Genomic DNA, 26,418 nt, shown 5'->3' with positions numbered 1-26,418 from the left:
GGCCGGTGGAAAAAACAGTTTCTTTCCCGGCGCGTTCCCCCTACCGGCTACCAGCTGGGCCGGTCAAAGTCCATGGGGCGCAAGGGTTCCGGCCGACGGAGCCGCACCGGCAGATAGTCCTGGTCCTGCTCCCCGGGAAGCGGGTCATTTTCGACGGAGAAGTGATAGTGCATCCGCTCGTAAGGATTCACTTCTGGCTGGGGCGAACTGTGCTGGGGAACTACAGATTTGCTTTTCATGGCGTGGTCATTTCAGATTGAGGATGACGGTGCGGGCTGGTGGGCCAGCAAGCACTCATCAAACGAATCCGACGCCCGTCAAGTCGACCAAAACAAGCCTACAGGGCCCAAAATCAGTATTTTAACGGTAGGTTATGCTATAATTACTCAGCCCCAGGGCATAAAAACGGACCGGGGAGTTTCCCGAGTGGCATAACGCTCAGCTATGCCTGTGTGCCGCTCCGTAGTACCAGCTCCGTAGTACCATAAAAAAAGCTCCTCTGGACCAGAGGAGCTTTTTTTATGTCGTGCAGAACACCTTATCCGTTACGCTTGTTAAGCTCGTCCCGAATTTTGGCAGCCTTCTCGTAGTCTTCGTTGGCCAGCGCCTGGCTCAGCATCTTGTTGAGCTCTTCCAGGGACACCTGGCCGCTGGGGTCGCGGGGCGTAGGCTCCGGCTTCGAGCTGCCGCTGGTGTCGTCATCCTCGTCCTCGTCATCCTCGTCGGCATCGTCTTCGGCGTTTTCGTCCAGGTCGCTCAGGATGATACCGGCTTCGCTCAGCACGCTTTCCACTGTGAAAATCGGCACACCGAACCGCAGGCCAATGGCAATGGCGTCGCTGGGGCGGGCATCGAGCTCGAAGGTCGTGGCGCCGTCGGTGCACACGATTTTGGAGTAAAATACCCCCTCTTTCAAATCCGATATCAGCACCTCCAGTACGGCCACGTGCACATGCTCGGCAAACGACTTGAACAAGTCGTGCGTGAGCGGCCGGTTCGGATTGATTTTTTCAATCTGGATGGCAATACTTTGAGCTTCGAACATGCCAATGATGATTGGCAGACGCCGGTTGCCGGTTTTCTCTCCCAGAATCAGGGCAAAAGAGCCGGACTGTGACTGGCTGGACGAGAGGCCCAGAATTTCGAGCTGTATTTTTTTCAAGGTATCTAGGAGCTTAGGGTCTTGGGAGCTTGGGGTCTTGGTCGCGTCAGAGCGGCAAAGCTAGGCTTTCTCATTTCTGAAACCCAAGACCCCAAGACCCTAATTCAATTCCTTTACGGCTTGGGTGAGTTTGGGCAGCACTTCGAAAACGTCGCCTACGATGCCATAATCAGCAGCTTTGAAGAACGGCGCTTCCGGATCTTTGTTGATTACGACAATCACTTTCGAGGAGTTTACCCCCGCCAGGTGCTGAATAGCGCCCGAAATACCGCAGGCAATATACAGGTTTGGCGAAACGGTGATACCCGTCTGGCCTACGTGCTCGTGGTGAGGGCGCCAGTCGACGTCCGACACGGGCTTGGAGCAGGCCGTAGCCGCACCCAGGGCCTGGGCCAGCTCTTCAATCAGGTGCCAGTTTTCGGGGCCTTTCATGCCGCGGCCACCCGATACCACGCGGTCAGCCTCGGGCAGCAGCACGCCGCCGGCCTGATCCTGCATCACGACCTGCTTGGGCGCATCGGTGAAGTCGGCATCCGAGAGGCTGGCCGAGAACGACTCTACCTGGGCGGTTTTGCCGGCTTCGTGCAGGGCTTCAATCGAGTTTTTCTTCACGGCCAGAATCTTCCGGTCACCGCTCAGCACCACGTCGGCAAAGGCTTTGCCCGAGAAGGCACCGCGCTTCACCGTAAAGCTGCCGCCATTATTCTTAGGCAGCTCGACTACGTTGGTGGCCAGGCTGGCCTGCAGGCGCACCGACAGGCGCGAACCCACGGCGGCGCCGATGTTCGAGTTGGCCAGCACGATTACCAGCGCGCTTTCCTTTTCGGCAGCGGCAGCAATCAGCTTGGTGTAAGCGCCATTTACGAAGTCCTTCAGGCGGGGCTCGGCGTCGTACAGCACTTTGCTGATGCCTTGCTCGCCGAGCTTGGCCAGATTGGCTTCGGTGGCCTCGCCCACGGCTACGGCCGTAGCCGTGGTGCCGAGCATCTGGGCCACCTGGCTTCCGTACGAAGCCACTTCCAACGACGATTTTTTAACCTCGCCGCCATCACATTCAACTACTACTAGAACGGACATTTCTTTGGTTTTTTGAGTTTGGTTCTTGGTTTTTGGGAATTCAAACGGGCTGGTTAATGGAAATTGAACAGGGCCAACAACCAAAAACCAGAGACCAAAAACCAACTAGATAACCTTGGCTTCGTTGCGGAGCAGCTTGATCAAATCACCGGCCGATTCGGCGGGAATGAGCTTCACGCCCTGCTTCTTGGGGGGCAGCGCGTATTCGGCTACCGAGGTGCGGGCACCTTCACCCACGGGCTCTACTACTTTCAGGGGCTTGGTGCGGGCCGTCATGATGCCGCGCATGTTCGGAATGCGGGGCTCGCACATGGGCTGCTGGCACGAGGCCACGAAGGGCGCCGCTACTTCCACGATTTCCTTGCCGCCTTCAATTTCACGCTCCAGCGTGGCGGTGGTGCCGCTCATATCCAGCTTCATGGCCGGGGCCACGGTCGGGATGCCGAGCATTTCGCCCACCATGCCGTGCACCTGGAAGCCATTATAATCAATGCTTTCCTTGCCCATCAGAATTACATCGTAGGCGCCTTCCTTGGCAATGGCGGCAATCTGCTGGGCCACGAAATAGGCATCTTTCGGCGCGGCATTTACGCGGATGGCGTCGTCGGCGCCGATGGCCAGGGCTTTGCGAATGTTAGGCTCGGTGTCGGCTTCGCCAACGTTGAGGACGGTTACGGTGCCGCTGCCCTGGGCTTCTTTAAGCTCAATGGCGCGGGTGAGGGCGTATTCATCCCAGGGGTTAATCACGAATTGCACCCCGGCCTTGTTGAACTCCTTGTTATCGGGCGTGAAGGTGATTTTGGTGGTCGTGTCGGGAACGTTGCTGATGCAAACGAGAAACTTCATCTACGGCTGCTTGTGGATGGGAGATAAACTACGGGAAAGCCCCTAATTTCGGGCGAAGATACAGAAAACTCCCTCCCGATGGATACTACGCCGACCCGCCTGCAGCAGCTGCTGACCTTTTACAACGAAGACCCGAACGACCCGTTCATCATCTACGCCCTGGCTACTGAATATCGGACGACGGAGCCCCAACGGGCTATGGAGTACTATCAAAAGCTCCTGGATGAACACCCTGAGTACGTGGGTACGTATTACCACGCCGGCAAGATGCTGGAGTACTTACAAAATCCGGAAGATGCGGAAAAGGTTTACCGCCGCGGCCTGCAGGTGAGCCGCAAAGCCGGGCAGATGCACGCGGCCAGTGAGATTCAGCAGGCCCTGAACCAGCTGCTCGGCCTCGACTACGAAGACGAGTAAGCCGGCCGGTTTCTGCACGCGTGGGTTTCAGGGTCAGGGCACGGATTCGGTCATCGGCGAGGAAAGTAAGACGGGGCTGGAAAAAATACGGCTGACTGGCTTTTCACCGGCTGCTGTCATGGTAGCTAGCTAACTGCCCCGCAAAATACGCTGCATGCCGAGTATTATTCAAGCTAAATGAGAAATAAATTGCAACCTGGTAAGAGCAATTGCGTTTAAACGAGGCTTTTGCACTTTTTACCGAACTATAACGCCATAGTCGGTGTCAGGGGGCATGCGTAAGACCACTCTGCTGACTACCGCCGGGCTTCTGCTCGGCGGCGTTGCCCGCACCCTGGCTCAGACCACTGACCCTAACTTCGGGAATGAAAACACGCCTTTCGTGCGTAATATTCGCCCCGACCGGCCCGGGCAGACCATCACCACCAACATGCTAAATCCCGGCCAGTTTCAGCTGGATGCCGGTATCAGCCAGCCCGACCCGTTCAACCCGGGCAGCCTCAGCAACCGCGCCCTAACCACGGGCCTGCTGCGCGTCGGTTTCTTTAACAACATTGAGCTGCGGGCTTCGCAAAGCTATCTGGCCCCCGTCAAGACCCTGACCACGGGCGAGAGTGGCGGCGCGGTGGTCCCCTCCGGCCTCACTCCGCTAACCCTGGGCGCCAAGTTCCTGGCTTCCACCAACCCCAATGCCCGCTCCCAGGTGGTAGTGCTGGCCGAAATGACCTTGCGCAACGGCGACAAATCGTATCAGACCACCGCTTATGAGCCGGCCGGCCGCCTGCTGATTTCGCAGCAGATTGGGGAGCGTTTTGGCCTGGAGGTCAACCTGGGCTTCCGGCAGCGCGGCTTTAAGGCCGCCGACACCAAGCTGGGCACCTACCTGGGCACTCTGGCCCTGAACGGCCCCCTGGGCAACTCCTTTGGCTTTTTCGCCGAAACCTATGCCACCTGGCAGCAGCAGGCTAAGCTGGCGCCCGGCGTCACGTCGGGGCTGTACTGGCGGCCCTGGTCGGGGCTGCGGCTCGATGTTACGGCCGGGCGCACCTTCTCTGGGGTCATCAGTGGTCCTACGTTTGGTGGCGGCTTGAGCATTCGGCTGCCCAAGTGAAGTATCTGCCTTTAGCGCTAACCCAAAGAATTTCCGACCTCCACGTGTAGGCCAGAAATTCTTTGGGTTATTTTTTTGGTATTAATTAAATATTTAATTATACTTGATCAATAACAAATCTTCTTAAATCCCTGTATGAAAAACTACTACGCACTTGCCTCTACCCTTCTTTTGGTGCTTACTGCTTACTCTGGGGCCCAGGCGCAAATGGCCATGAATGTGCAGTACCGGCCCAGCAGCGGCCTCAGTGACCCCGAGTTACCTGATCCGCGCTATGCCGGAACGGTGGAAGTAGCGGAGCTGAAGGAACAGGTCAAGTCCCTGACCGAAGCCTACAGCCGCCTGGTGGAGCAGCACAACCTGCAGGCCGACCAGCTGCAAGCCCTGGAGCGCCTGATTCGTACGGCTGGCCCCCCACCTCCCCGGGCGCTACCCAACTCTACCTTATCCATTCGCAAGCTCTGATTAAAGGCTATTGCGCATTACATATTACCACTAAATACCTATCTATTAGCTCTTTAGCAAGCAAACGCCCAATCTACCGCGGGTAGATTGGGCGTTTGCTTGCCACCGAAGACATAGGATATAGTGTAGGCTAAGGGCGCTGGCCGGCGGTTTCGGCGCTGATGCGGGTCGGGGTTTGCTGCCCGGCCACAATGCCAGAAGCGCTGCGGGCAATGGCATTGATAACAGCTGTCATGTTCGCCAGATCCAGGCTTTCAATTTCATCGTCGACGGTGTGGTAGCGCTTGTCGGTCGGAATCTGGTCGGTGCTGATGGTGTGGGCCGGCACGCCCAGGCGGGCCAGCGTGGCATTATCGGAGCGGTAAAACAGGTTTTGGTCTGGATAGGGGTCGGGTTCGAAGCGGAAAGGCGTGCCCACTAAGTTACGCTGCAGCAGTTTGCCAAAATCCGACTTGTCGAAGCCCGTGATGAAGGCCGTGTTGGGGCCGAATTTGGCTTGCTTGCCAATCATCTCGATGTTGAACATGGCCACAATCTGCTGCGCGTCGAGCTGGCGCGAGAAGTGCTGGGAACCGAAGCCGCCGATTTCTTCCGCCGTAAAGGCCGCAAAGATGAGGGTACGGGCGTTATCGTTCCTCTTTTTGAAGTACTCGGCCAGGGCCACTACGGCCGTAGTGCCACTGGCGTCATCATCGGCGCCGTTGGCAATCTTGTCGTTATTTACCGGCTCCACGACGCCCAGATGGTCGTAGTGCGCCGAGAAAACCACCTTTTCTTCGGCCCGGGCCTTATCCTGGCCTGGCAGCACGGCCACTACGTTGCGAATCTCGATGGGCCGCACGGTAGAGTTGGCTGCCACCCGAAACTTGACGCCGGCGTTGGGCGTGGCCGTCACCACGGCCACGCAGGAGTACGGGCCGGGCTTTTCGGCCTGAATGCGGCCTTTCTTGGTGTAGTTTACCAGCTTCTGGAATGCATCGGCGTGGGCGGGGTCCAGAATAATGAGCAGGTTCTCGGTAGGCTCCAGAATCTGGTTGTATACCTGAGCCGGCAGCGTCTGAGGTCCGATAACCATTACGCGGGCAGCCGGGTCGTCGGTATCCGTCCAGTTCAGGTGCGGCTGTCCCGATACCAGCAGCGACTTATCCGCCGGAATATTGACGCCGTTAATAGTAACGTACAAAGCGGCTGTCTTGGCCTCATACACTGGAAAAACCTGCTCGTAGCTGGTAGCACCGGGCAGCTTTTCCAGGCCCAGGCGCTGAAACTCGGCCGCCAGAAACTGGGCGGCTTTCAACCCTCCCGGCTGCGTAGATGCCCGGCCTTCCATGTCATCGGCGGCCAGTGCCCGGGCTACGCGCTCAACCGTTGCGGCCGAAACGGTTGGCGCGGTAGTTGTCGCAGCGGCCTTTTTCTGGGCAAAGAGGGTAAAAGGCGCCAGAAATAGAAATAAGACGATGGGAGGGATTTTTTGCATAACGCAAATTAAGCCTTTTGGAAAGTCTTCAATAAAATTCTGGCAGCATTTCCACATTTTTTCTGTCTCCCTCGCCCTTTCAAGCATCTTTCCTTCTTCTTGTTCATGATCCGCACGTTCTTTTTTGCCATCGGCACCCTCTCCGTGGCCCTGCTGGCAGGCTGCCAGACTACTGCGCCCACTGCCCCGACAGCTCCGGCGGCTTCGCAGGCAATTACCACGCCACTGGCCGAGCTGCGCAACACGCGCTGGGTACTGCGCCAGTTGAATGGGCTGCCCGTGGCTACTCCGGCGGCCGGCGAGGCCTACCTACTGCTGCGCAACGAAGAGCTGCGGGCGGAAGGACACGGGGGCTGCAACCGGTTCCGGGGCACGTTTGAGCTGCCGGCTGCCGGGCAGCTGCGCTTCGGTGCTCTCCTCTCCACCCGCATGGCCTGCGCCGATGCGCAGGGCAATAGCACGGAAACCGGCTTTCTATCGGCCCTGACCAATACGCGCACCTACCAAATCAGTGGCGACACGCTGCGGCTCTACGCGGAGCCGGCCACGACCCCGGTGGCGCTGCTGCATGCGGTATACCTGCGGTAGAACAGCGCCGTCCGAGCATAAAAAGGCCGGAATGCGGGTGCATTCCGGCCTTTTTTGACTTGCACCGGGTTTAGCCCAGCGTCAGGACCAGGTCATCGGCGTTGACCAGAGTGCCTTCGGGGAGCTGCACGCCCTGCACCGTAGTGTCGTCGGGGGCCGTGATGGTAGTTTCCATTTTCATGGCCTCAATAATGAACAGCGGCGCATTGCGTTTCACGGGCTGTCCGCTCTGCACCAGCACTTTGGAGAGCATACCCTGCAGGGGCGCACCCACCTGGCGCGGATTGGCCTTGTCGATTTTCTGGTTGCGTACCGTCTTGACTTCTACCGACCGGTCGCGCACTTCCAGGTTGCGGGTCTGGCCGTTGAAGGAGAAAAACACTGTACGGCAGCCGTCGTCGTTGACCTCCCCTACCGAGCGCAGCTTGACAATAACGGACTTACCGCGGGCAATGTCGATGATGGTTTCCTCGCCGGGCTTGAGGCCGTAGAAAAACACCCGCGTGGGCACCAACGACACGTCGCCGTACTGCTGGAAGTGGGCCCAGTACTGTTCGAACACCTTGGGATAAAGCAGGTAGGACAGCAGATCGGTGAACTTGACGCCCGCGCCGAACTTCTCCTCAAATTTCTTCCACTCCTTCTTGAAGTCAACCGGCTTGAGGTGCTCGTTGGGCCGGTCAGTGAAGGGCGTTTCGTCCTTGAGAATCAGCTTTTGCAGCTCCTGGGGCCAGCCGCCCTCGGGCTGCCCGATGTCGCCGCGGAACAGGCTCTGTACCGACTCGGGGAAGCTCAGCGTCTGGCCTTTTTCCAGCACGTCGGCCGTGGTCAGGTTGTTGGATACCATGAACAGGGCCATGTCGCCGACGACTTTCGACGAGGGCGTCACCTTCACGATGTCGCCGAACAGCTCATTGACGTCGGCAAAGGTCTTTTTCACCTGCTCGAACTTGTCGCCGAGGCCCAGGGCCGCCGCCTGGGGGCGCAGGTTGGAATACTGGCCGCCGGGAATTTCGTGCTGGAACACCTCCGAAGTGCCGGCCTTGAGGCCCGACTCGAACGGATAGTAGTATTCGCGCACGGTTTCCCAGTAGTTGGAGAAATCGTTGAGGCTGTCCTGGTCGAATTCGCGGTGCCGGGGCGTGCCGCGGAACATTTCCACCACCGAGTTAAAGTTGGGCTGGGAGGTGAGGCCCGACAACGAGCCCATGGCCACGTCGATAACGTCGACGCCGGCTTCCACTGCTTTCAGGTAGGTGGCGGGCTGCAGCGACGAGGTGTCGTGGGTGTGCAGGTGAATCGGAATCTTGACCGTATCACGCAGGGCCGTAATCAGCTCAGTGGCCGCGTAGGGCTTCAGCAGGCCGGCCATGTCCTTGATGCAGAGGATGTGAGCCCCAGCATCCTCGACCTGCTTGGCCAAGCGCAGGTAGTAGTCGAGGGAGTATTTCTGGTTGCGTTTGGGGTCCAGAATGTCGCCGGTGTAGCAGATGCTGGCTTCGGCCAAACCCTTGGTTTTCTTGCGCACAAAGTTGATGCAGGATTCCATGCCCGGCATCCAGTTCAGCGAGTCGAAGATGCGGAACACGTCGACACCGGTTTCCCAGGCCTGCTGCACAAACCGCTCGGTCAGGTTGTCCGGATAGGCCTTGTAGCCCACGCCGTTGGCCCCCCGGATCAGCATCTGAAGCAGGATATTGGGCACGGCCTCCCGGATTTTGGCCAGCCGCTCCCAGGGGTCTTCGTGCAAAAAGCGCAGGGCCACGTCGAAGGTCGCGCCGCCCCATACTTCCATCGAAAACGTCTGGGGGTGCATCTTGGCGTAGCGCTCGGCCACCTTCAGCATGTCGAAGGTGCGCATGCGGGTGGCCAGCAGGCTCTGGTGGGCGTCGCGGAAGGTGGTGTCGGTGTAGTGAATCTGTGGGTCTTCGCGCAGCCACTGGGCAAAGCCTTCGGGGCCCAGCTCGGTGAGCTTGTTTTTGGTGCCGGGCTGGTAGTCGGCGTCCAGATCGAACTTAGGCAATACGGGCTTGCGCAGCTCCCGCTTGGGGTCGGTGAGGCCCTTCACGTCGGGGTTGCCATTCACGATAACGTCGCCGACGAAGCCCAGGATTTTGGTGCCCCGGTCCTGACGCACCTTGAACTTGAACAGCTCGGCGTGGTCCTTGATGAAATCCACGTTGGCCTGCCCGCTCACGAAGGTGGGGTTGGCGATGATGTTCTGCAGGAACTGAATGTTGGTGCGCACCCCGCGAATCCGGAACTCGTCGAGCGTGCGGGCCATCTTGGAGGCCGCTCCTTCCAGCGTGGGCGCGTGGGCCGAGACTTTGACCAGCAGCGAGTCGAAGAAGGGCGAAATCTTGGCTCCCTGGTACACCGAGCCCTGGTCGAGGCGGATGCCGAAGCCGCCGGCCGAGCGGTAGGCCACGATGGTACCGTAGTCGGGCTTGAAGTCGTTTTCGGGGTCTTCGGTGGTAATTCGGCACTGAATGGCGTACCCATTTTTCATTGGCCGGCCACCTACTTCCAGCCCAATTTCGGGGTCCGAGAGCTTGGCGCCGTCGGCAATGTAGATCTGGGTTTTGATCAGGTCGATGCCGGTAATCATCTCCGTGACGGTGTGCTCGACCTGGATGCGGGGGTTTACCTCGATGAAGTAAATCCGGTCCATTTCCGGGTTCACCAGAAATTCGACGGTACCCACGTTGTTGTAGTTCACAGCCCGACCCAGGCGCAGCGCGTACTCATATAAGAGGTGGCGCATGTGGTCGGGCAGATTCAACGAAGGCGCTACTTCTACCACCTTTTGGTAGCGGCGCTGCACCGAGCAGTCCCGCTCATACAGGTGCACGATGTTGCCGTGGGTGTCGGCCACGAGCTGCACCTCGATGTGCTTGGGGTTCTCCACGAACTTCTCCAGGAACACTGTGTCGTCGCCGAAGGCTTTCAGGGCCTCGTTGCGGGCCTCGAAGAAGCCGCGCTCCAACTGCTCATCGTCGCGGATGACGCGCATGCCCCGGCCCCCACCGCCACTGGCCGCCTTGAGCATCACCGGGTAGCCGATGCGGTTGGCCTCGCGCTGGGCGGTTTCGAAATCGTTGAGGTCCTCGATGCTGCTCTCGATGATGGGCACCTGGCACTGCACAGCCACTTTTTTGGCGGCCACTTTGTCGCCTAGGGCTTCCATTACCTCGGGGCGCGGACCCACGAAGATGATGCCTTCCTCGCCGCAGCGCCGCGCCAGCGTGGCATTTTCCGACAGAAAGCCGTAGCCGGGGTGAATAGCATCCACCCCGTTGTCTTTGGCCACGCGCAAAATGCCCTCAATGTCGAGGTAGGGCTTCAGCGGGTCGTCGTCGCGGCCAATCTGGTAGGCTTCATCGGCTTTGTAGCGGTGCAGCGAGTAGCGGTCCTCGTAGGTGTAGATGGCCACGGTGGGGATGCCCAGTTCGGTGGCGGCTCGTAACACTCGAATGGCAATTTCGCCCCGGTTGGCGACCAGCAGTTTGCGGATGTTCATAGACTACGGTAGACGTGTTTGGCAGTGGAAGGAGCGTTGAGAGCGGAAAGCTAGGAAAAAGGCAGAGCAAACCCAGAATTTTGCAGCGAATTTTTGCTAAACGCTACAATTCGCAAACAAACATTCGTTATTCCATCCGTTAAGGTTACAATATAAAAACCTTGGGCAGCTAGCTCAGTTGTGAAGGCACAACCTCGACCCTCATTCCCCAATGAATTTTTCCGAAAAGAATATCCTGCTCGTTGGCGCTTCCTCCGGCATTGGCCTGGCTACGGCCCGGCTGCTGCACACGCTTGAAGCTAAGCTGTTTACCATCTCCCGCCATTTGTCGCCCGAGCTGGCCGAGCTGAATACCACGCACCTGGCCGCCGATGCCACCCAGCCCCTGGCCGCCGAGGTGCTGGCCCAGCTGCCCGAAGTGCTCCACGGCGTAGTGTATTGCCCCGGCAGCATCAAGCTGCGCCCTTTCGAGCGGATTCCGCTGGATGATTTCCGCTCCGACTTTGAGCTAAATGTGCTGGGGGCCGTGCAAGTGCTGCAGGCCACGATGAAGCGGCTGAAAAAGGCCGAAGGCGCGTCGGTAGTGCTGTTCAGCACGGTGGCGGCCACAACGGGCATGAGCTTTCACACCAGTATTGCCACGGCCAAGGCCGCCGTGGAAGGGCTGACCCGGGCCCTGGCCGCTGAGTACGCGGGCAGCAACATCCGCGTCAATGCCATTGCTCCTTCCCTGACCGACACGCCCCTGGCCGCGCCCCTGCTCAATACGCCCGAAAAGGCCGAGGCCGGCGCCAAGCGCCACCCCTTGCAGCGCGTGGGTCAGCCCCAGGACATGGCCTACATGACCAGCTTCCTGCTTTCCGACCACAGCGGCTTCATTACCGGCCAGGTAATGCCCGTCAGCGGCGGCATGTCGAACCTAAAATAGGCAGTTACTTGCTTCGGTAATTCATGACTAAGATTGTTCTGTTCTGGCACCGGCGCGACCTGCGGCAGCACGACAATGCCGGGCTAACGGCCGCCCTGCAAAGCGGCTTGCCGGTCGTGCCGCTGTTTATCTACGACCGGGAAATCCTGGATTTGCTGCCCAGCCGCCGCGATGCGCGCGTCACTTTTATCTATGACGAAGTGGAGCGCCTGGCCCGGCAGACGGAGCAGGCCGGCGGCACGTTTCTGGCCGAGTACGGCCGGCCGCTGGCGGTTTTCGAAGCACTGCTGGGCCGCTATGAGGTAGCGGCCGTGTACACCAACGAGGACTACGAGCCCTACGCCGCCGTGCGCGACGCGGCCGTGGCCGAGCTACTGGCGCGGCATGGTGCCGGGCTGCACAGCTTCAAGGACCAGGTCATCTTTGCGAAAAACGAGCTACTCGGTAAATCGGGCAAGCCGGCCAAGGTGTTTGGGGCCTACAGCAAAGCCTGGCTGGCGGCGGTGCAGGACGAGCACCTGGCACCTTATCCGTCGCAGGAGCTCTACCGGGAGGCCAACCTGGTCCGGCTGCCCGAGGCGGCACCGCGCCCCACGCTGGAGCAGATGAACTTCGTGCGCCACGAGCAGCAGGTGCCCGCCGCCGAGCTGCCCGATGAGGAGCTGGTGCGCAACTACCACAACACCCGCGACAAACCCGGCCTGATTAACAGCAGCACGCGCCGCTCGGTGCACCTGCGCTTCGGTACGCTGAGCGTGCGGGAGCTGATGCGCCAGGCCCGGGCGCTGAATCCCAAGCTGCTCAACGAGCTGATCTGGCGCGACTACTTCATGATGCTGCTCTGGCATTACCCCTTCACGGCCACCGAAAGCTACGACCCACGGCTACGGAATGTGCCTTACCGTAACAATGAGGCGGAGTTCCAGGCTTGGTGCGAGGGCCGCACGGGCTACCCGCTGGTGGATGCCGGCATGCGGGAATTGAACCAGACGGGCTACATGCCCAACCGGGCCCGCATTGCCGCGGCGGGCTTTCTGGTGAAGCACCTGCTGATCGACTGGCGCTGGGGCGACCGGTATTTTGCCGACAAGCTGCTCGACTACGACATGGCGCAGAACGTGGGCAACTGGCAGTGGATGGCCGGTACGGGAGTGGTGGCTGCGCCCTGGTTTCGCGTCTACAGCCCCCAGAGCCAGCAGGAGCAGTACGACCCCTCGTTTGCCTACGTCTGGCAGTGGATTCCCGAGTTCGGCACCTGTGAATACCCCAAGCCCATCGTCGACCATAAGTTTGCCCGGGAGCGGGCCATTGCTACCTTCCGGGCGGCGTACCAGGCCCGGGAGTAGTCGGCGGGCCGATGGCAATTAATCGGCTGAAAAAGCAACTTACAGGGCGTAACACGGTTATAAGAACATGGATAAGGACCGCATCAAACAGGCTTACCTCGACTACGTGCTGCGCAAGGGCACCCCGCCAGCCTCCGTGTTTAAGCTCACCAGCAAGCTGAGCCTTCCGGAGGCGGAATTCTACCGTTACTATGCCAACTTCGACGCTATTGACCGCGAAATCTGGGCCGACTTTGCCCGGGAGGCGCGGCAGCGCGCGGCCACCGAGCCGGTGTGGGAACAGTACGGGGCCCGCGAAAAGCTGCTGGGCTTCTACTACACGCTGCTGGAGATTCTGAAGCAGAACCGCAGCTACGCCCTCAACTCCCTGCACCGCTCTTTGACGGTACTGCCGGGCCTCACCCCGCGCGTACTCGACGATTTCCGGCAGGACTTTGAGGTCTTCGTGCAGGACATTCTGCAGGAGGGCAAGCGCACAGAGGAAGTAGCCGTGCGGCCGTTGGTGCAAAGTCAGTACCCGCGCCTGTTCTGGCAGCAGGTGCTGTTTGTGCTGGGCTTCTTCGCCAAAGACGACTCCCTGAACTTTGAGCGGACCGACGCGGCTATTGAAAAGGCCGTGACGCTGAGCTTCGACCTGGTGGGCCGCAACACCCTGGACTCGGCCCTGGACCTGGCCCGCTTTCTGGTGCACCGCCGCTAATGAGTGACCACACCAGTACTCCCGATGCGCCGGTGCCCGGCCCTGACGCGGGTCGTCAGCTAGCGTCGTTGCCCACCACGAAAGTGGCGCGGGCGGCCCGCTTTGCCAAAACCGGCCTGAAAGTAGGCGCCAACTACGTGAAGCACTACGCTAAGCGCGCCGCTGGCGTCGCCAGCGAAACCGACGACCTGCACGCGGCCAACGCCGCCGAGCTGTACGGGGCCCTGAGCGAAATGAAAGGATCGGTGCTGAAAGTGGCCCAGATGCTGGCCATGGAGAAAAACATGCTCCCCACGGCCTACTCCGACCGGTTTGCCCAAGCTCAGTACCAAAGTCCGCCGCTGTCGGGGCCGCTGGTAACCAAGGTGCTGCGCGACGCCTTTGGCCGCTCCCCGTTTGAGGTGTTCGATGAGTTTGACATCAACGCCCGGCAGGCGGCCAGCATCGGGCAGGTGCACCGGGCCTGCAAGGACGACCTGGAGCTGGCCGTGAAGGTGCAGTATCCCGGCGTGGCCGACAGCATCCGCTCCGATATCCGGCTGGTAAAACCCATTGCCCTGCGCGTACTGGGCCTCGATGAAGCCCAGGTGCGGCCCTACCTGGACGAGGTGGAAACCCGGCTGCTGGAGGAAACCAACTACGCCCTGGAGCTGCAGCGCGGCACCGAAATAGCCGCCGAGTGTGCCCACCTGGCCCACCTGCAGTTTCCGCGCTACTACCCAGAGCTGTCGACCAACCGCGTGCTGACGATGGACTGGCTGCCGGGGCAGCACCTGAAAGAGTTTCTGGCTACCGACCCCAGCCAGCAGGTGCGCAACCAGCTGGGCCAGGCGCTGTGGGACTTCTACGCCTTTCAGCTGCACACGCTGCACCGCGTACACGCCGACCCGCACCCCGGCAACTTCCTGCTGCGGGTCGACGACGGCGGTACGGTGGGCGTCCTGGATTTTGGCTGTGTCAAGGAAATTCCAGCCGATGTGTACGAGCTGTTCACGGCCCTGCTCACGCCCGAAACCCTGGCCGACGAAGCCCGTCTCGCCGCTCTGCTAACCCGGGCCGGTGTGCTGCGCCCCGACGACAGCCCGGCCCGGCAGGCTTTTTACCGGCAAACTATGCAGGCTTCCCTGGAGCTGGTAGGCCGCCCCTTCCGCCAGGCTACCTTCGACTTCGGCGACCCGGAGTACATGGCGGCCCTCTACCAGCTGGGCAACGAGCTGATGCAGGAGCCCGAGCTGCGGCAGCAGCGGGAGCCCCGGGGTTCGGAGCACTTTATCTACCTGAACCGTACCTACGTGGGCCTCTACGCCCTGCTGACGGAGCTGCGGGCCTCAGTGCAGACCGGCGCGGATGATACCGCCAAAGACTAAACCATTTTTGAGCTCGTCAGTTGTTAGCTTCAATTCGCGTTTTTAGGGCCTTGGCGGCTGTAAAAACGGCTTTCTACTCTACACCACCGTTCTGCTTTTATGAAAAAAATATGGACTCTGTGCGCTGCCTTGCTCAGCGTAGTTTCCGTGGCTTCGGCTCAGGTAAGCACGCCGCAACCTAAGATGACGTGCTGCTCACGGCCCGCGGCCGGCACCAATGCTACCGAGGTATTTGCTATGCTGGCTTCCAACGAAGACTTCTCCGGTGGCCACGATGCGCCCCTGCCCTACACCTATGAGGGCCAGGGAGAGATGATTGAGTTCAAAACCACCGATGGGCAGACGGCCAAGGCCTTTGAAATCAAAAGCAACGTGCGCTCCGACAAGTACCTGTTCGTGATTCACGAGTGGTGGGGACTGAACGACTACATCAAGAAGGAAGCCGCCACCTATGCCAACGAGCTGAAGGGCGTCAACGTCATTGCCCTCGACCTCTACGACGGACAGGTAGCCACTACTCCCGACGAAGCCGGCAAGCTGATGCAGGGCGTGAAAACCGAGCGGGCCGAAGCCATCATCAAAGGAGCGCTGCTGCATGCCGGGCCCAATGCCAAGGTATCGTCGGTGGGCTGGTGCTTCGGCGGCGGCTGGTCGTTGCAGACGGCTCTGCTGGCCGGCCCCAAGGCGGTGGGCAGCGTGGTGTACTACGGCATGCCGGAGAAGGACGTAGCCAAGCTCAAAACCCTGAACACCGACGTGCTGGGCATTTTTGCTACTCAGGACAAGTGGATCAACCCTGAAGTGGTCAGCCAGTTCCAGAAGGATATGGCCACAGCCAAGAAGAAGGTGACCATCAAGAGCTACGATGCCGACCATGCCTTTGCCAACCCCTCCAACCCGAAGTACAGCCGGGAGTTTGCCGCCCAGGCCCACGCGGCCTCACTCGAATACCTGCGCAAGAACTTCAAGCTAAAGGGCTGATACAGCTGGTGCTGGGCCCGCCCGGAAATTATTCAGAAAGCTACTCCGTTCGGGGTGGCTTTTTCTGTTTTATTCTCTACTTTATTTGCCGCCAATCTGCCCGCTGCCGGCCAGACGTGGCGCCTTATTTCCATCCTAGCTCTACCCCCATGACCACCTTACCCGCCCTGCTCGATGAATATGGTGAAAGCCACCAGAACCCGACCAACAAACTGGTGCACTGGGTGTGCGTGCCCCTGATTATGTTTTCCCTGCTGGGGCTGCTCTGGTCGGTGCCCCTACCCGGGGCCCTAGCCCGCGTTAGTCCCTGGCTGAACCTGGCGACGCTGGTAATGGTGCTGGCCGTGGTGTACTACCTGCGCCTGTCGGTGCCGCTGGCTTTGGGCATGGTGCTCATCAGCCTGCTGATGGCCGTGGGTTTGCACCAGCTCGACGAGCATGCCGGGTTGCCTTTGTGGGCTATTTGCCTCATTATTTTTGTCCTAGCCTGGATTGGGCAGTTCTGGGGCCACAAGGTGGAGGGCAAGAAGCCCAGCTTTTTAAAAGACCTGCAGTTTCTGCTCATTGGCCCGCTCTGGCTGCTGCATTTCGTGTACCGAAGCCTGGGCTGGCGCTATTAAGCGGCCTGGCAAGCACCCTGCGGCCCGCCTCTGCCTGGGCTCCAACCACCCTGCCCGGAGAAGTTTGCTTGGTTTCCTGCAGTATTAGTTAAATAATTCTATTTAGTTATACTTTAGTAACACTACACGCTTACATTTGCTCGTTCTCGCTCCGCATTACCCCCGCAACAGTTTCATTTCTCACACTTATTTCACGTTAATGACCGTATTCCTACGCGTACCCCTGGCTGCCTTTGTCGCAGCCTTTTTGCTGTTACTTATTTCAGCTTCACCTGCCCGGGCCCAGGGGCCCGGCACGGGCGGCCCCCGTCCCGGTGCTACCAACGCGCCTATTGACGGCGGCGTAGGCCTGCTCGTAGCGGCTGGCGCGGCCTATACCCTGCGCCGCCTGCGCGCCACGCCACCCCAGGACTAAGTAACATCGGCCACTCAGACGCTGAGCGACGTTGGCTGCTAACCTCTCGCTTATACCCCTACCCTCACTCTATTCCTACATGCAACACGCCTACTACCGCCCCCTGTTTCTGGGAGCCTTATTAGTTACCAGCGCCCTTACGGCCCAGGCCCAGCGCTTCGAACTAGACTCTAGCTTCGATGCCGACGGCCGGGTAACAACGGCCCTTACCCCGCCCACTTCCAACGACAACGTTACCAAGCTCTACCCGCAAGCCGATGGCAAAATCATTGCCTTGGGCCGCAGCCGGCTGGGCGGGTGGGTTACCGTGCGCTACGATGCCAACGGCTCAATCGACACTTCCTATGGCACCAATGGCGCAATCAGCTATGACCTAGCCACGCAACGTCCCAATACGGCTTTCACCCTGGCCCAGCTGCAGCTGCTCCCCGACGGTAAGCTGCTGGCAGTAGGGGCACCCAACGGCGCGCCAGCCGATTCGGAAACCGCCGTGGGTGGTATACTCCGCTTCAACGCGAATGGCACCATTGATGCGAGCTTCGGCGACAATGGACTGGTGACCCGCCCTACCGTGGCGGCCACCCAGGAGCGCGGCAGTGTTTTCCGCACGGCGCAAGTGCAGGCCGACGGAAAAATCGTGGTAGTCGGCTCCCGTTACGTAAGAGTGTCGGCTTCGGGCACCCAAAACTACTTGCTGGTGGCTCGTTATAATGCCGACGGCACTCCGGATATGGAGTACAGTACCAACTTTATATTGCCCACCGTTACGTTCCCATCGGAGAATGATACCGATGGCTACAGTCTGGCCCTTTTGCCCAATGGCACCATTCTGGCGGGTGGGCGCTTCGGCCAGAGCTCCCAAAGTGCGTTCCGGGCGGTATTTGTACGCCTGCTCCCCGATGGCACGCCCGATGCATCATTTGGCACCGCTGGTCGTCGGCTCTACACAGAGTTGAACTACTACGCCAACAACCGCCAGATTCTACTCTTGCCTGATGGCAAGTTTTTAACCAATCTGGGCCTGGGCGCATCCTTTACCTACAACGCCAGCTTTGCACGCTTTTTGCCCTCCGGCGACCTTGATACCACTTTTGGCGTCAATGGGGTTGCCAATTTTCAACACGACTCCACCCAGCCTACCCTCTACGACGGCCCTTATGACGTAGCCGGTGGGTACAACAACGGGGAACTGGCGTTGCAGGCCGACGGCAAAATTGTCGTCAATGGCGGCAATGGCACCAACTTTGGCCTGCTACGCTTGAATCCCGACGGCACCAAGGACAGCTCCTTTGGCAGCAACTTTGACCAGACTATCCGCACTGAATTCACCGACTCCGCTTATCCGGGCTACTACCAGACGTCAGGGACTTCCAGTGTGGTGGTGTTGCCCGACGGCAAAATCGTAGCGGGTGGCGGGTATTACCGCAAGAAAGGTCCGTTACCCACTTCCCCACCCGTGGAGGAGAATTGGCTGTTTGCCCTGGCCCGGTATTCGGCGGTGCCTACCAGCACTCTTCCCAACGGCGTGTGGAACGGCAGCGTAAGCACTGCCTACGATAACGCCCAGAACTGGAGCAACAGCGTGCTGCCCGCCGACACGGCCACCAACGTGCTGATTCCCAAAGCCTCGACGCGTTACCCGGTTTTATCGACTACCGCCATCAGCCGCAACCTGACGGTGGAAGAAGGCGCCACCTTCACCCTGGCCGCCACCGGCACCCTGACCGCAATGGGCAGCCTCACGCTCAATGGCATGGTGCTGGGCAATGGTACGCTGCGGACACGGGGCAGCCAGGTGCAAAACATTACCAGCAGCGGCAGCCGGGAGTATGCCCTTATCAGCACGCTCGATGTAGGCCCGGCCGGCGCCCGCCTGGCGGGCCCGCTGAACGTGACGCAGCTGCTGCGCCTCAACGGTCCGCTGACCACCAATGGACAGATACTGCGCCTGGTTTCGACCAATTCGACCAGTGCAATGGTCGTAAACAACACGCCTACCGGGGTGGTAACCGGAGCCGTAACTGTAGAGCGCAACATCAACCCGGCCCTGAACCTGGGCAAAGGGTACCGCCACTACTCCTCACCGGTCAGCAATGCCGCCTTCAGCACTCTGGCCTACAACGGGTTTGTGCCCGTGCGCAACCAAGCCTATAATACCGCCGCCGACCCGGGCTCGGTTACGCCTTTTCCCAACATCTTCGAGTACAATGAGGCGCGGCTGAGCGCGGCTAATCCCGGCTTCGACCAGGGCTGGCAGGTGCCGGCCGATGCGCTTGAGCCCGGCAATGGCTACACCGTAAATACTTCCTCGTTTTCGCTGGGCGGCTCTCCCATTTCATTTGTGGGCACGCTCAACAACGGCACTATCACCCGCACGCTCACGGCCGGTACGCAGGCCGGGTCGGGTTGGAACCTGGTGGGCAACCCCTACCCCGCCCCGCTCGACTGGAACCTGGTCAGCCTGCCGGCGGGTCTGGACGCGGCGGCTTACGTGTTTCGCAGCAGCGGTGAGTACAGCGGCTCGTATGTGAGCTACGTCAACGGGGTGGGTGCGGGCAACATCCTGCCGGCAATGCAGGCCTTCTTCGTGCGGGCCACAGCGCCTTCCGTCACGCTGCAGTTCACCAACGCGGCCCGCCTGACGACCTACGCTAATCCGGACTTTTACCGCGCCGCGGCCGAAACCCGCCCCCTGCTCCGCCTCGACCTGACGGCTCCCGGCCAGGCTCAGCCGAGCGACGCGGCCTACGTCTACTTCCAGCAAGGAGCTACCGCCCAGGCCGATTCTCAGTTTGATGCCTACAAGCTACCCGGCAGCAACGGCGCCCAGCTCAGCACGGTGGCCGGCCAAACCGAGCTGTCCATCAACGGCTTGCCTCTGCTTTCCAGCCAGGGTACCAGCGTAGCCCTCCACGCCTGGCTTGACCAGGCCGGTACCTACACGCTGACGGCCGGCCAGCTGCTCAACTTCAACAGCGCCACTCCGGTGCTGCTGGAAGACAAGCTCACCGGCACCTGGCACGACCTGCGCCAACAGCCCGCCTATTCCTTTACCGTGGCCACGGCCAACGCGGCTCTGACCTCACGCTTTGTGTTGCACTTCGGCCAGAGCCGGACCCTGGCCAGCCAGCCAAGCCTGGGGGCTGCCACGGTAAATCTGTTTCCGAACCCGGTTACGGGTGGGCAGCTCCGCATTCAGCTCAGCGGCCTGACCGGCCCAAGCCAGCAGGTTGCCGCGCATTTGTACAACCCCCTCGGCCAGGTAGTGCGCCACCAGACACTGACCATCCGGGCCGGCTCTCTGGATGGCGTACTATCGGTGCAGGGGCTGAGCAAGGGCGTGTATACGCTGCGCCTGACCAGTGGTCAGCAGGTATCCGCGCACCAGATTATCATTGCTGAATAACACCGGATGTACCTCATTAAAAAGGCCGCTTACTTCTGTAAGCGGCCTTTTTGTTGGGGCTGGTTCTAGAAAAAAGCAGCGGCTACGCCACCTGCAGCTGCCAGCCGCTGGATAGCAAGGCGGCGAGTTCCGCCACGCTTTCCGTGAGCTGGTCCCAGCTGTTGAGCACAAAATAATGCTCCTGCAGATGCGCTTCGCTGTATTCAGTTTGCAATACGGTAGCCAGGTCGAAGGCACGGCGCGTGCTTTCGTCGGCTACGCAATGGTGAATTTCACCCGACGATGAGAGCAGACCGGCGCCGTACATGCGCGTGGCCCCCTGCTCCTGCACCAGTCCAAACTGCACGGTGAAGCCGTACAGCCGCTCCAGGCGGGCCAGAGCGGGTGCATCATGCAGGTGCTGAGCGGCAACGCGCCCCAGAAAATGCAGAAAGTCGGCAAAGGCCTGATCCATCAGCAGGGGCACGTGGCCGAACACACCGTGAAACAGATCGGGCTCCTCAGTGAAGTCGAACTGCTCCATGGACCGGATCCAGACGGTGGCCGGAAACTTGCGCTGGGCCAGCAGGCCAAAGAAAGTAGCATCGTCGAGCATGCCCGTGACGGGCTCCAGCTGCCAGCCCGTAGCCTTCTGCAGCCGCTTGCTGATTTCCTCAAACCGGGGCAGCGCGTTGCGGTGAAGGCCCGCTTTGGCCAGGCCCACACTAAACGCCGCCGCCGCCCGCTTGTGCAGCAGAGCCGTTTGGCGGTCAAACAATACTTTCCAAACCAAATGGTCTTGGGTGGTGTACCGGTCGTAGTGTTGTTGTACCATGACGTTAGGCATAAAAAAAAAGGCCCGGCTCCTGGTAGGAGTCGGGCCTTGACGATTTTCAGAGGGTTAGTAGCATGTGCTTCTAGCTTCCGTACCGGCAATACAGCCCGACTCCGTCCTTGACGGGACGAATATTTAGGCACATGTATTTCGCGGTTTGGTTCATCATACTGAAGGCAAATATATAGAATTATGGAAATAGGTTGTATATGCAAACCCTATATTTTTTTCAGTCATTATGGATAGATACTTCACACTATACGCAAACACACCTTCCACAAGAGGGAGTTAGCAGCATATTAAGACAATAAAACCCAATTACCCCCTCAAAATATATACCCCTACTTTAATCATGGGTAGTAAAGTAGCAGCTAATGCCCTTGAATGCTCGAGCGTAAGTCTACCAATGAAAAGAATAGGTATTCCGCGTCACAAACTCCTCACTAGTGGCATACTTAACCTGTTTGCTTACTGAAAATTGCGTCGCAGATAGCACGAGGGTTTTGCGGATAAGGCAGCTTTTGCCATCATCCTGCCCCCGCCCTTCCAGCACCAGTTCGGCAGTATGGTCGGGAAGCGGGGTTTTGCTTATGACTTGCAGCAAAACATCGTCCCACTCGACGGTAGCGCCATCTGCCGAGAGGCGCAGCTGGTCGGCACCCGTCACTTGCTGGCCGCTGGGCTCGGTGTAGACAAACTGCAGCGTCAGCTCCCGGGGAGCCGACTGCCGGGCACCGAGGCTGGTAGGCAGGCTCACGGGCTGTTTGGTCGAGTAGTCCAGGTAGGTGAGCGTGCCGTTCCATTGCCGGGCCACAGGCAGCAGCTCCTGCATGGTAACGGTTGGAAACTGGGTTTGGGCCTGAGCCGACGGGCTAGTGAGCAGCAGGAGCCCGCCGGCTGCAGCAGTGGCAAGTAGGCGCGCATTTGCTGCTAATGGCCATTCTCGGTGAGCCAGCCAATAATCGAGGGAATAGCGCCCCCCGCCGACCACGGACACGAGCACAAAAGACCAGAACAACAGCTGCTGGTAGTACATGCCCAGCAACGGCTCGGGCTGCTCGAACCACAGAAAGGCAATAACGAAGAACTGGAAGGCCAGCTGCGCAGCCCCCAGGCGCGTAAGCAACCCCAGCGCGATGAGCAGGCCGCCGATAAGCTCGCCCCAGATAGCCAGGGAAGCCCACAGGTAAGCCCACAGGTAAGCCGAGGGAAAGGTAAAGCCCAGAGCAGCCACCTGCTGCACAAACCAGTCGGGCGCGCCGGTTATGGCATGCCCCGCTAGCAGCTTGCTTAGTTCGGTAGCCGAAGTGAGCTGCACCAACTTGGCCCAGCCGGCCCCAACGGCAATGGACAGGCCCAGGTGCAGGCGGAAGAGCAGCAAGGCCGCATCAGCGGCCCGGGACGCCATGGGCGCGGCCGGAAACAGTAGCTTTTTCATGATGCGCCGGGATTACAGCTTACCGCTGGGCTCGTAATTCATGCTCAGGTTGTTCGTGTCGCCGGTGACGTGCAGGTTCACGTTGGCCCGCTGGGCTGACGGGTTGAGCAGCACCGCCGACGAGCCGGCCATGTAGCGCAGCGTGGCCGACTGCCCGGGCTGCAGCGTGGCTTTTCCGAAGATGCCGCCGTTGCGGGGCCGCTCCTTGAACTCCACGGCCACCTTGCCCACGTTGCGGGCCGCTACTCTGAAAGCGCCGGGTTGGCCGCCGCCCAGCACGAACTGCTTGCCGGGCTCAATCAACAAGTCGGATTTGATGCCGGCCCAACCGCAGGATAAGATACCGGTGAGCCCCAGTAACAGGCCCGCCACCTTCAGGGGGCGGCAGAAGAAAGGAGTAAGCATAGCAGTGGGGTGAAGTGAAACCATGCCCCAAAGGAAGCTACTGCTTCTTCCCCAAACGCCCCGATTTACGGCATGGGACGTCCCAATCTATAGTTTGACACCTGCGGCTCCCTACCCCTGGCGCGCTACTTCGCCCGGCGTGATGCCGCGCAGCTTCTTGAACACCCGGTTGAAAGTCGACTTGGAATTGAAACCGGCCTCTAGGGCCACGGCCAGCAAGGTGTAATGCCGAAACTGCGGGTCGAGCAGGCGCTGTTCGGCTTCCCGTACTCGATACTCATTGATGAAATCGTTGAAATTCTGCCCACAGCCCGCGTTGATAACCCGCGACAACCACGAGGTATTCGTTTGTAGCTGAGCGGCCAGCTCCCCCAGCGTCAGCTCGGGCGCTAGATAAGGCCGGGCAGTATCCATGTGCCGCAGCAGACGGGTGGTCCAGCGGGTCAGCTCGGCATCGGGGGCCGAAGGTGCCACGTCTGCAGCGTCGATACCAGCCTCTTGCTCGGCAGCCACGACCAGGCCGGGCGAGGTCGTCGTTGCCACCACTTCGGGAGCTGCCACGGACTGGGGTACACCCGCCGGCTCACGCGTCGGCTGGAAGTGCAGGCTGGCCAGTTGGTGCCCGGTCAGCAGCCCGGCAATGCTCAGGTAATAAATCAGCAGGCCGGTGAAGAGGTAGTCGTACCAGGCTTGATAGTAGCTCAGTGGGCTGACGAAGCTGTTGACAACGCCAAAAACCAGCGTCACGGCCGTTCCGAAGAGCACGGCCACCAGCACGTTGCGCAGCCAACGGAACCGAATCCGGTCGGTGTCCGAGAAGTTGTCATTCAGATAATGAGCATAGGCGCGGTATTCGCGCAGGGTGCGCAGCGCATAGCCGCCGATAAGCAGGTAGCCGGCCACATCCAGCGCGTAATCAAGCGGCAACTCGTTGAGCCTCGCCGCCAGCGGACCTTTGGTGCCGAAGTGAGCAGGCAACGGGTGCGCCCGCAGCCCATGCCACCAGCCCAAATCGTAAAGAAAAACGCCCAAGTGCTCGGCCAGCGGCAGCAGAGCCGGCACGAAGTGCAGCCAGTGGCGTCTTGCAAATCGAAATTCCTGGTTTGTGAGGCTACGGAAATAGAAGTACAGCGCCGGCCCCACCGCCAGCCAGTTGCTGAAGGGAAAGTAAAACATAAACGTGGAGAAGCCGTCGTGGGAGTCGTACCAGCCGGCAAATCCCAGCATCCACTGGGCCAGGCGCACCGTGTGCAGCACCAGCAGCAGCGCCAGCCAGGCGTCGGCCGCGGTGCCGTGGCGGCGGCTGCGCCCCAGCAGCACAATGCTCACGACGATACCCTGCAGGAAAAACGGCAGCAGCAACGCACTGTAGGCACTGAAAGTGAAGGGCATAAAACGGTTTTTGGTTGCCAGCTGACGTCTAAACCCGGCACTACGGCCCAGGTTTAATGCATCAACTAACAACCAAAAACCAACAACTAAAAACCCGCCGCTTATTCCAGCTCCTGGCGCAGGGCGTACACCTTGCGCATGTTCTGAATCAGGCGCGCCGACTCCGCAAAATTCAGGGTTTGCTGGCCGTCGGAAGCGGCTTCTTCGGGCTTCTCGTGGGCTTCGTACAGGATGCCGTCGGCCCCGGCCATAATGCCCGCCAGCGCCATCGGCGCCACGTACTCGCGGATGCCAATGCCGTGCGAAGGGTCAACCACCACGGGCAGGTGGGTCTTCTCCTTCAGAATCGGTACCGCGTTGAGGTCAAGAGTATTGCGCGAGGCCGTTTCGAAGGTCCGGATACCCCGCTCGCAAAGAATCAGCTTCTCGTTGCCGCCCGAAAATACGTACTCAGCCGACGAGAGCAGCTCCTCAATCGTGCCCGAAATGCCGCGCTTAATCAGTACGGGCTTATCAACGCCGCCCAGGGCATCGAGCAGGTTGAAGTTCTGGGTGTTGCGGGCGCCCACCTGGAACACGTCCACGTAGTCATGCATTTCCTCTACCTGCGACACCTGCATTACCTCGGTCACGATTTTGATGCCCCGGGCCCGCGCCATCTGGTGGAACAGCTTCAGGCCGTCCATGCCCAGGCCGCGGAACGAATAGGGCGACGAGCGGGGCTTGAACACGCCGCCACGCATCAGGCGCACGCCATTTTCGACGAGGTGGTCCATGATTTTTTCCATCTGGGCCTCACTTTCGATGCTGCAGGGGCCAGCGGCAATGCTCAGTTGGCCTTCGCCGATGTAGACTCCGTCGCCGAGGTCGAGCACGGTGGGGCGCACTCTCCACTTGCGGCTCACCAGCTTGTAGTCGTCCGACACGCGGTGAATGTCCAGGATGCCGGGCAGCTGGCCCAGGGTGCGCAAATCGACGTCGGCTTTGCCAATGCCCACCAGGTAGCTGGCGCGCTGCGTGTCGACCTCGGTTACTTTGAACTTAGCGTCCTTAACGTGGGCAATGATGTCGGCCTTTTGTTCGGCCGAGGTGGTTTTTTCGAGTTGAATAATCATGGCTGGATGAGTGGGGTCAGCGGAAGAAAATATCTGCTAACTAATTTAAGATAAGATAGATGAAACAAATTTTTGGGCAGCCTGCGGCGCGTCGGCCGTGTCTTCCAGGGCCCGGATGAAGGCCGAGCCGATGATGGCGCCGTGGGCATACTGCGAAGCCCGCTGGAAAGACGCTTTGTCGCCGATGCCGAAGCCGATAAGGCGCGGATTGCGCAGGTTCATGGCCGCAATCCGCTCGAAATACGCTTCCTGCGTGCCCGCCTCCTGGGTGTTGGCGCTGCCCGTCGTGCCCGGCCCCGATACCAGATACAGGAAGGCATCGGTTAAGGTATCCATGTGGCGGATGCGCTCTGGCGCGGTCTGGGGCGTAATCAGGAACACCGGCTGCAGGTTGTATTGCTTGAAAATGGCCTGGTATTCCTGCTCGTATTCCACCAGCGGCAGGTCGGGCAAAATCAGGCCATCAACGCCGGCGGCGGCAGCTTCGCGGCAGAAGTTCTCCATGCCGAACTGCATAATCGGGTTCAGGTAGCCCATCAGCAGCAAGGGCGTGTCGGGCACCTGCTGGCGGATGTCTTTAAGCTGCTCGAACAGCACATAGAGGTTCATACCGTTGGCCAAAGCCACCGAGCTGCTCTGCTGAATCACGGGACCGTCGGCCAACGGGTCGGAAAAGGGCATGCCGATTTCAATCAGGTCGGCGCCGGCCGTGGTCAGGGCCTGAATCAGGGGCACGGTGTCCTGCAGCTTGGGGTAGCCGGCCGTGAAATACACGTTGAGCAGGTTTTGACCTTTCTGCTCAAAGGCTTTTTGAATGCGGTTGGTCAT

The 26,418-nt window shown here is 59.9% G+C and carries 24 protein-coding genes; 12 read left to right on the top strand and 12 right to left on the bottom strand.

All coding sequences use genetic code 11. The annotated features are described in order from the left end of the window. Positions 1 to 47 precede the first annotated feature (47 nt). From LGH70_RS16175 to LGH70_RS16160, 4 genes are all read right to left on the bottom strand, one after another. Positions 48 to 239, bottom strand: a complete 192-nt coding sequence (locus LGH70_RS16175; RefSeq protein ID WP_226187648.1) for a hypothetical protein — start codon at positions 237 to 239, stop codon at positions 48 to 50. Between the two features lie 299 nt (positions 240 to 538). Next, entirely contained in the window at positions 539 to 1,162 is a 624-nt protein-coding gene (locus LGH70_RS16170; protein WP_226187647.1) for a bifunctional nuclease family protein, read from the bottom strand. A 99-nt stretch (positions 1,163 to 1,261) separates the two neighbouring features. Beyond that, positions 1,262 to 2,239, bottom strand: a complete 978-nt coding sequence (locus tag LGH70_RS16165) for an electron transfer flavoprotein subunit alpha/FixB family protein (protein WP_226187646.1) — start codon at positions 2,237 to 2,239, stop codon at positions 1,262 to 1,264. 105 nt (positions 2,240 to 2,344) lie between these two features. Then, positions 2,345 to 3,085, bottom strand: a complete 741-nt coding sequence (locus LGH70_RS16160) for an electron transfer flavoprotein subunit beta/FixA family protein (RefSeq protein WP_226187645.1) — start codon at positions 3,083 to 3,085, stop codon at positions 2,345 to 2,347. Between the two features lie 78 nt (positions 3,086 to 3,163). Here LGH70_RS16160 and LGH70_RS16155 point away from each other — a divergent pair, with 78 nt between their 5' ends. The 3 genes from LGH70_RS16155 to LGH70_RS16145 all read left to right on the top strand — a co-directional run bounded on the left by LGH70_RS16155 (position 3,164) and on the right by LGH70_RS16145 (position 5,078). Next, entirely contained in the window at positions 3,164 to 3,502 is a 339-nt protein-coding gene (locus tag LGH70_RS16155) for a tetratricopeptide repeat protein (protein ID WP_226187643.1), read from the top strand. 274 nt (positions 3,503 to 3,776) lie between these two features. Beyond that, positions 3,777 to 4,613 (top strand): transporter, encoded by an 837-nt coding sequence (locus tag LGH70_RS16150; RefSeq protein WP_226187640.1) that lies wholly within the window; start codon positions 3,777 to 3,779, stop codon positions 4,611 to 4,613. A 174-nt stretch (positions 4,614 to 4,787) separates the two neighbouring features. Further along, entirely contained in the window at positions 4,788 to 5,078 is a 291-nt protein-coding gene (locus LGH70_RS16145) for a coiled-coil domain-containing protein (RefSeq protein ID WP_226187637.1), read from the top strand. Positions 5,079 to 5,208: 130 nt separating this feature from the next. Here LGH70_RS16145 and LGH70_RS16140 read toward each other — a convergent pair whose 3' ends face one another. Continuing rightward, entirely contained in the window at positions 5,209 to 6,555 is a 1,347-nt protein-coding gene (locus LGH70_RS16140) for a M20/M25/M40 family metallo-hydrolase (RefSeq protein ID WP_226187633.1), read from the bottom strand. 105 nt (positions 6,556 to 6,660) lie between these two features. Here LGH70_RS16140 and LGH70_RS16135 point away from each other — a divergent pair, with 105 nt between their 5' ends. Next, positions 6,661 to 7,143: an META domain-containing protein gene (locus LGH70_RS16135; protein WP_226187631.1), complete on the top strand. Its 483-nt coding sequence runs from the start codon at positions 6,661 to 6,663 to the stop codon at positions 7,141 to 7,143. A 70-nt stretch (positions 7,144 to 7,213) separates the two neighbouring features. On the opposite strand, the gene LGH70_RS16130 is transcribed toward LGH70_RS16135, so the two are convergent. Further along, on the bottom strand, positions 7,214 to 10,663 hold the full coding sequence (locus LGH70_RS16130; RefSeq protein ID WP_226187628.1) for a pyruvate carboxylase: 3,450 nt from the start codon (positions 10,661 to 10,663) through the stop codon (positions 7,214 to 7,216). 211 nt (positions 10,664 to 10,874) lie between these two features. Here LGH70_RS16130 and LGH70_RS16125 point away from each other — a divergent pair, with 211 nt between their 5' ends. The 8 genes from LGH70_RS16125 (at position 10,875) to LGH70_RS16090 (ending at position 20,426) form a co-directional block, all read left to right on the top strand. Continuing rightward, positions 10,875 to 11,591, top strand: a complete 717-nt coding sequence (locus LGH70_RS16125; RefSeq protein WP_226187627.1) for an SDR family NAD(P)-dependent oxidoreductase — start codon at positions 10,875 to 10,877, stop codon at positions 11,589 to 11,591. Positions 11,592 to 11,614: 23 nt separating this feature from the next. Next, positions 11,615 to 12,937, top strand: a complete 1,323-nt coding sequence (locus LGH70_RS16120) for a cryptochrome/photolyase family protein (RefSeq protein WP_226187625.1) — start codon at positions 11,615 to 11,617, stop codon at positions 12,935 to 12,937. A gap of 67 nt (positions 12,938 to 13,004) precedes the next feature. Then, a complete protein-coding gene (locus LGH70_RS16115; RefSeq protein WP_226187622.1) occupies positions 13,005 to 13,637 on the top strand; it encodes a TetR/AcrR family transcriptional regulator in 633 nt (210 codons plus the stop codon). Continuing rightward, a complete protein-coding gene (locus LGH70_RS16110) occupies positions 13,637 to 15,004 on the top strand; it encodes an ABC1 kinase family protein (RefSeq protein ID WP_226187618.1) in 1,368 nt (455 codons plus the stop codon). The genes LGH70_RS16115 and LGH70_RS16110 overlap by 1 nt, the downstream gene beginning before the upstream one ends. A gap of 99 nt (positions 15,005 to 15,103) precedes the next feature. Continuing rightward, positions 15,104 to 15,985: a dienelactone hydrolase family protein gene (locus LGH70_RS16105; RefSeq protein ID WP_226187614.1), complete on the top strand. Its 882-nt coding sequence runs from the start codon at positions 15,104 to 15,106 to the stop codon at positions 15,983 to 15,985. A gap of 149 nt (positions 15,986 to 16,134) precedes the next feature. Beyond that, complete coding sequence (locus LGH70_RS16100; RefSeq protein ID WP_226187611.1) at positions 16,135 to 16,605, top strand: Mpo1 family 2-hydroxy fatty acid dioxygenase; 471 nt, start codon at positions 16,135 to 16,137, stop codon at positions 16,603 to 16,605. A 199-nt stretch (positions 16,606 to 16,804) separates the two neighbouring features. After that, positions 16,805 to 17,020, top strand: a complete 216-nt coding sequence (locus LGH70_RS16095; protein ID WP_226187609.1) for a PID-CTERM protein-sorting domain-containing protein — start codon at positions 16,805 to 16,807, stop codon at positions 17,018 to 17,020. A 79-nt stretch (positions 17,021 to 17,099) separates the two neighbouring features. Beyond that, the gene (locus tag LGH70_RS16090) at positions 17,100 to 20,426 is read left to right on the top strand and encodes a DUF8693 domain-containing protein (protein WP_226187606.1); all 3,327 of its coding nucleotides are present in this window, start codon (positions 17,100 to 17,102) and stop codon (positions 20,424 to 20,426) included. An 82-nt stretch (positions 20,427 to 20,508) separates the two neighbouring features. Here the strand turns inward: LGH70_RS16090 and LGH70_RS16085 are convergent, their stop codons facing one another. From LGH70_RS16085 to trpA, 6 genes are all read right to left on the bottom strand, one after another. Next, a complete protein-coding gene (locus LGH70_RS16085; protein WP_226187605.1) occupies positions 20,509 to 21,240 on the bottom strand; it encodes a phenylalanine 4-monooxygenase in 732 nt (243 codons plus the stop codon). A 400-nt stretch (positions 21,241 to 21,640) separates the two neighbouring features. Beyond that, positions 21,641 to 22,678, bottom strand: coding sequence for a DoxX family protein (locus LGH70_RS16080; protein WP_226187604.1), 1,038 nt, complete (start codon positions 22,676 to 22,678; stop codon positions 21,641 to 21,643). Between the two features lie 12 nt (positions 22,679 to 22,690). Beyond that, positions 22,691 to 23,083, bottom strand: a complete 393-nt coding sequence (locus LGH70_RS16075; RefSeq protein WP_226187603.1) for a hypothetical protein — start codon at positions 23,081 to 23,083, stop codon at positions 22,691 to 22,693. 111 nt (positions 23,084 to 23,194) lie between these two features. Then, a complete protein-coding gene (locus LGH70_RS16070; protein ID WP_226187602.1) occupies positions 23,195 to 24,475 on the bottom strand; it encodes a helix-turn-helix domain-containing protein in 1,281 nt (426 codons plus the stop codon). Between the two features lie 101 nt (positions 24,476 to 24,576). Next, the gene (gene aroF, locus LGH70_RS16065; RefSeq protein WP_226187601.1) at positions 24,577 to 25,590 is read right to left on the bottom strand and encodes a 3-deoxy-7-phosphoheptulonate synthase; all 1,014 of its coding nucleotides are present in this window, start codon (positions 25,588 to 25,590) and stop codon (positions 24,577 to 24,579) included. 45 nt (positions 25,591 to 25,635) lie between these two features. Then, positions 25,636 to 26,418: a tryptophan synthase subunit alpha gene (gene trpA, locus LGH70_RS16060; RefSeq protein ID WP_226187600.1), complete on the bottom strand. Its 783-nt coding sequence runs from the start codon at positions 26,416 to 26,418 to the stop codon at positions 25,636 to 25,638.

Origin of the sequence: Hymenobacter nitidus (genome assembly GCF_020447315.1) — a bacterium.
GTDB classification, from domain to species: Bacteria; Bacteroidota; Bacteroidia; order Cytophagales; family Hymenobacteraceae; genus Hymenobacter; species Hymenobacter nitidus.
This window is presented reverse-complemented; position numbering and strand designations above follow the sequence as displayed.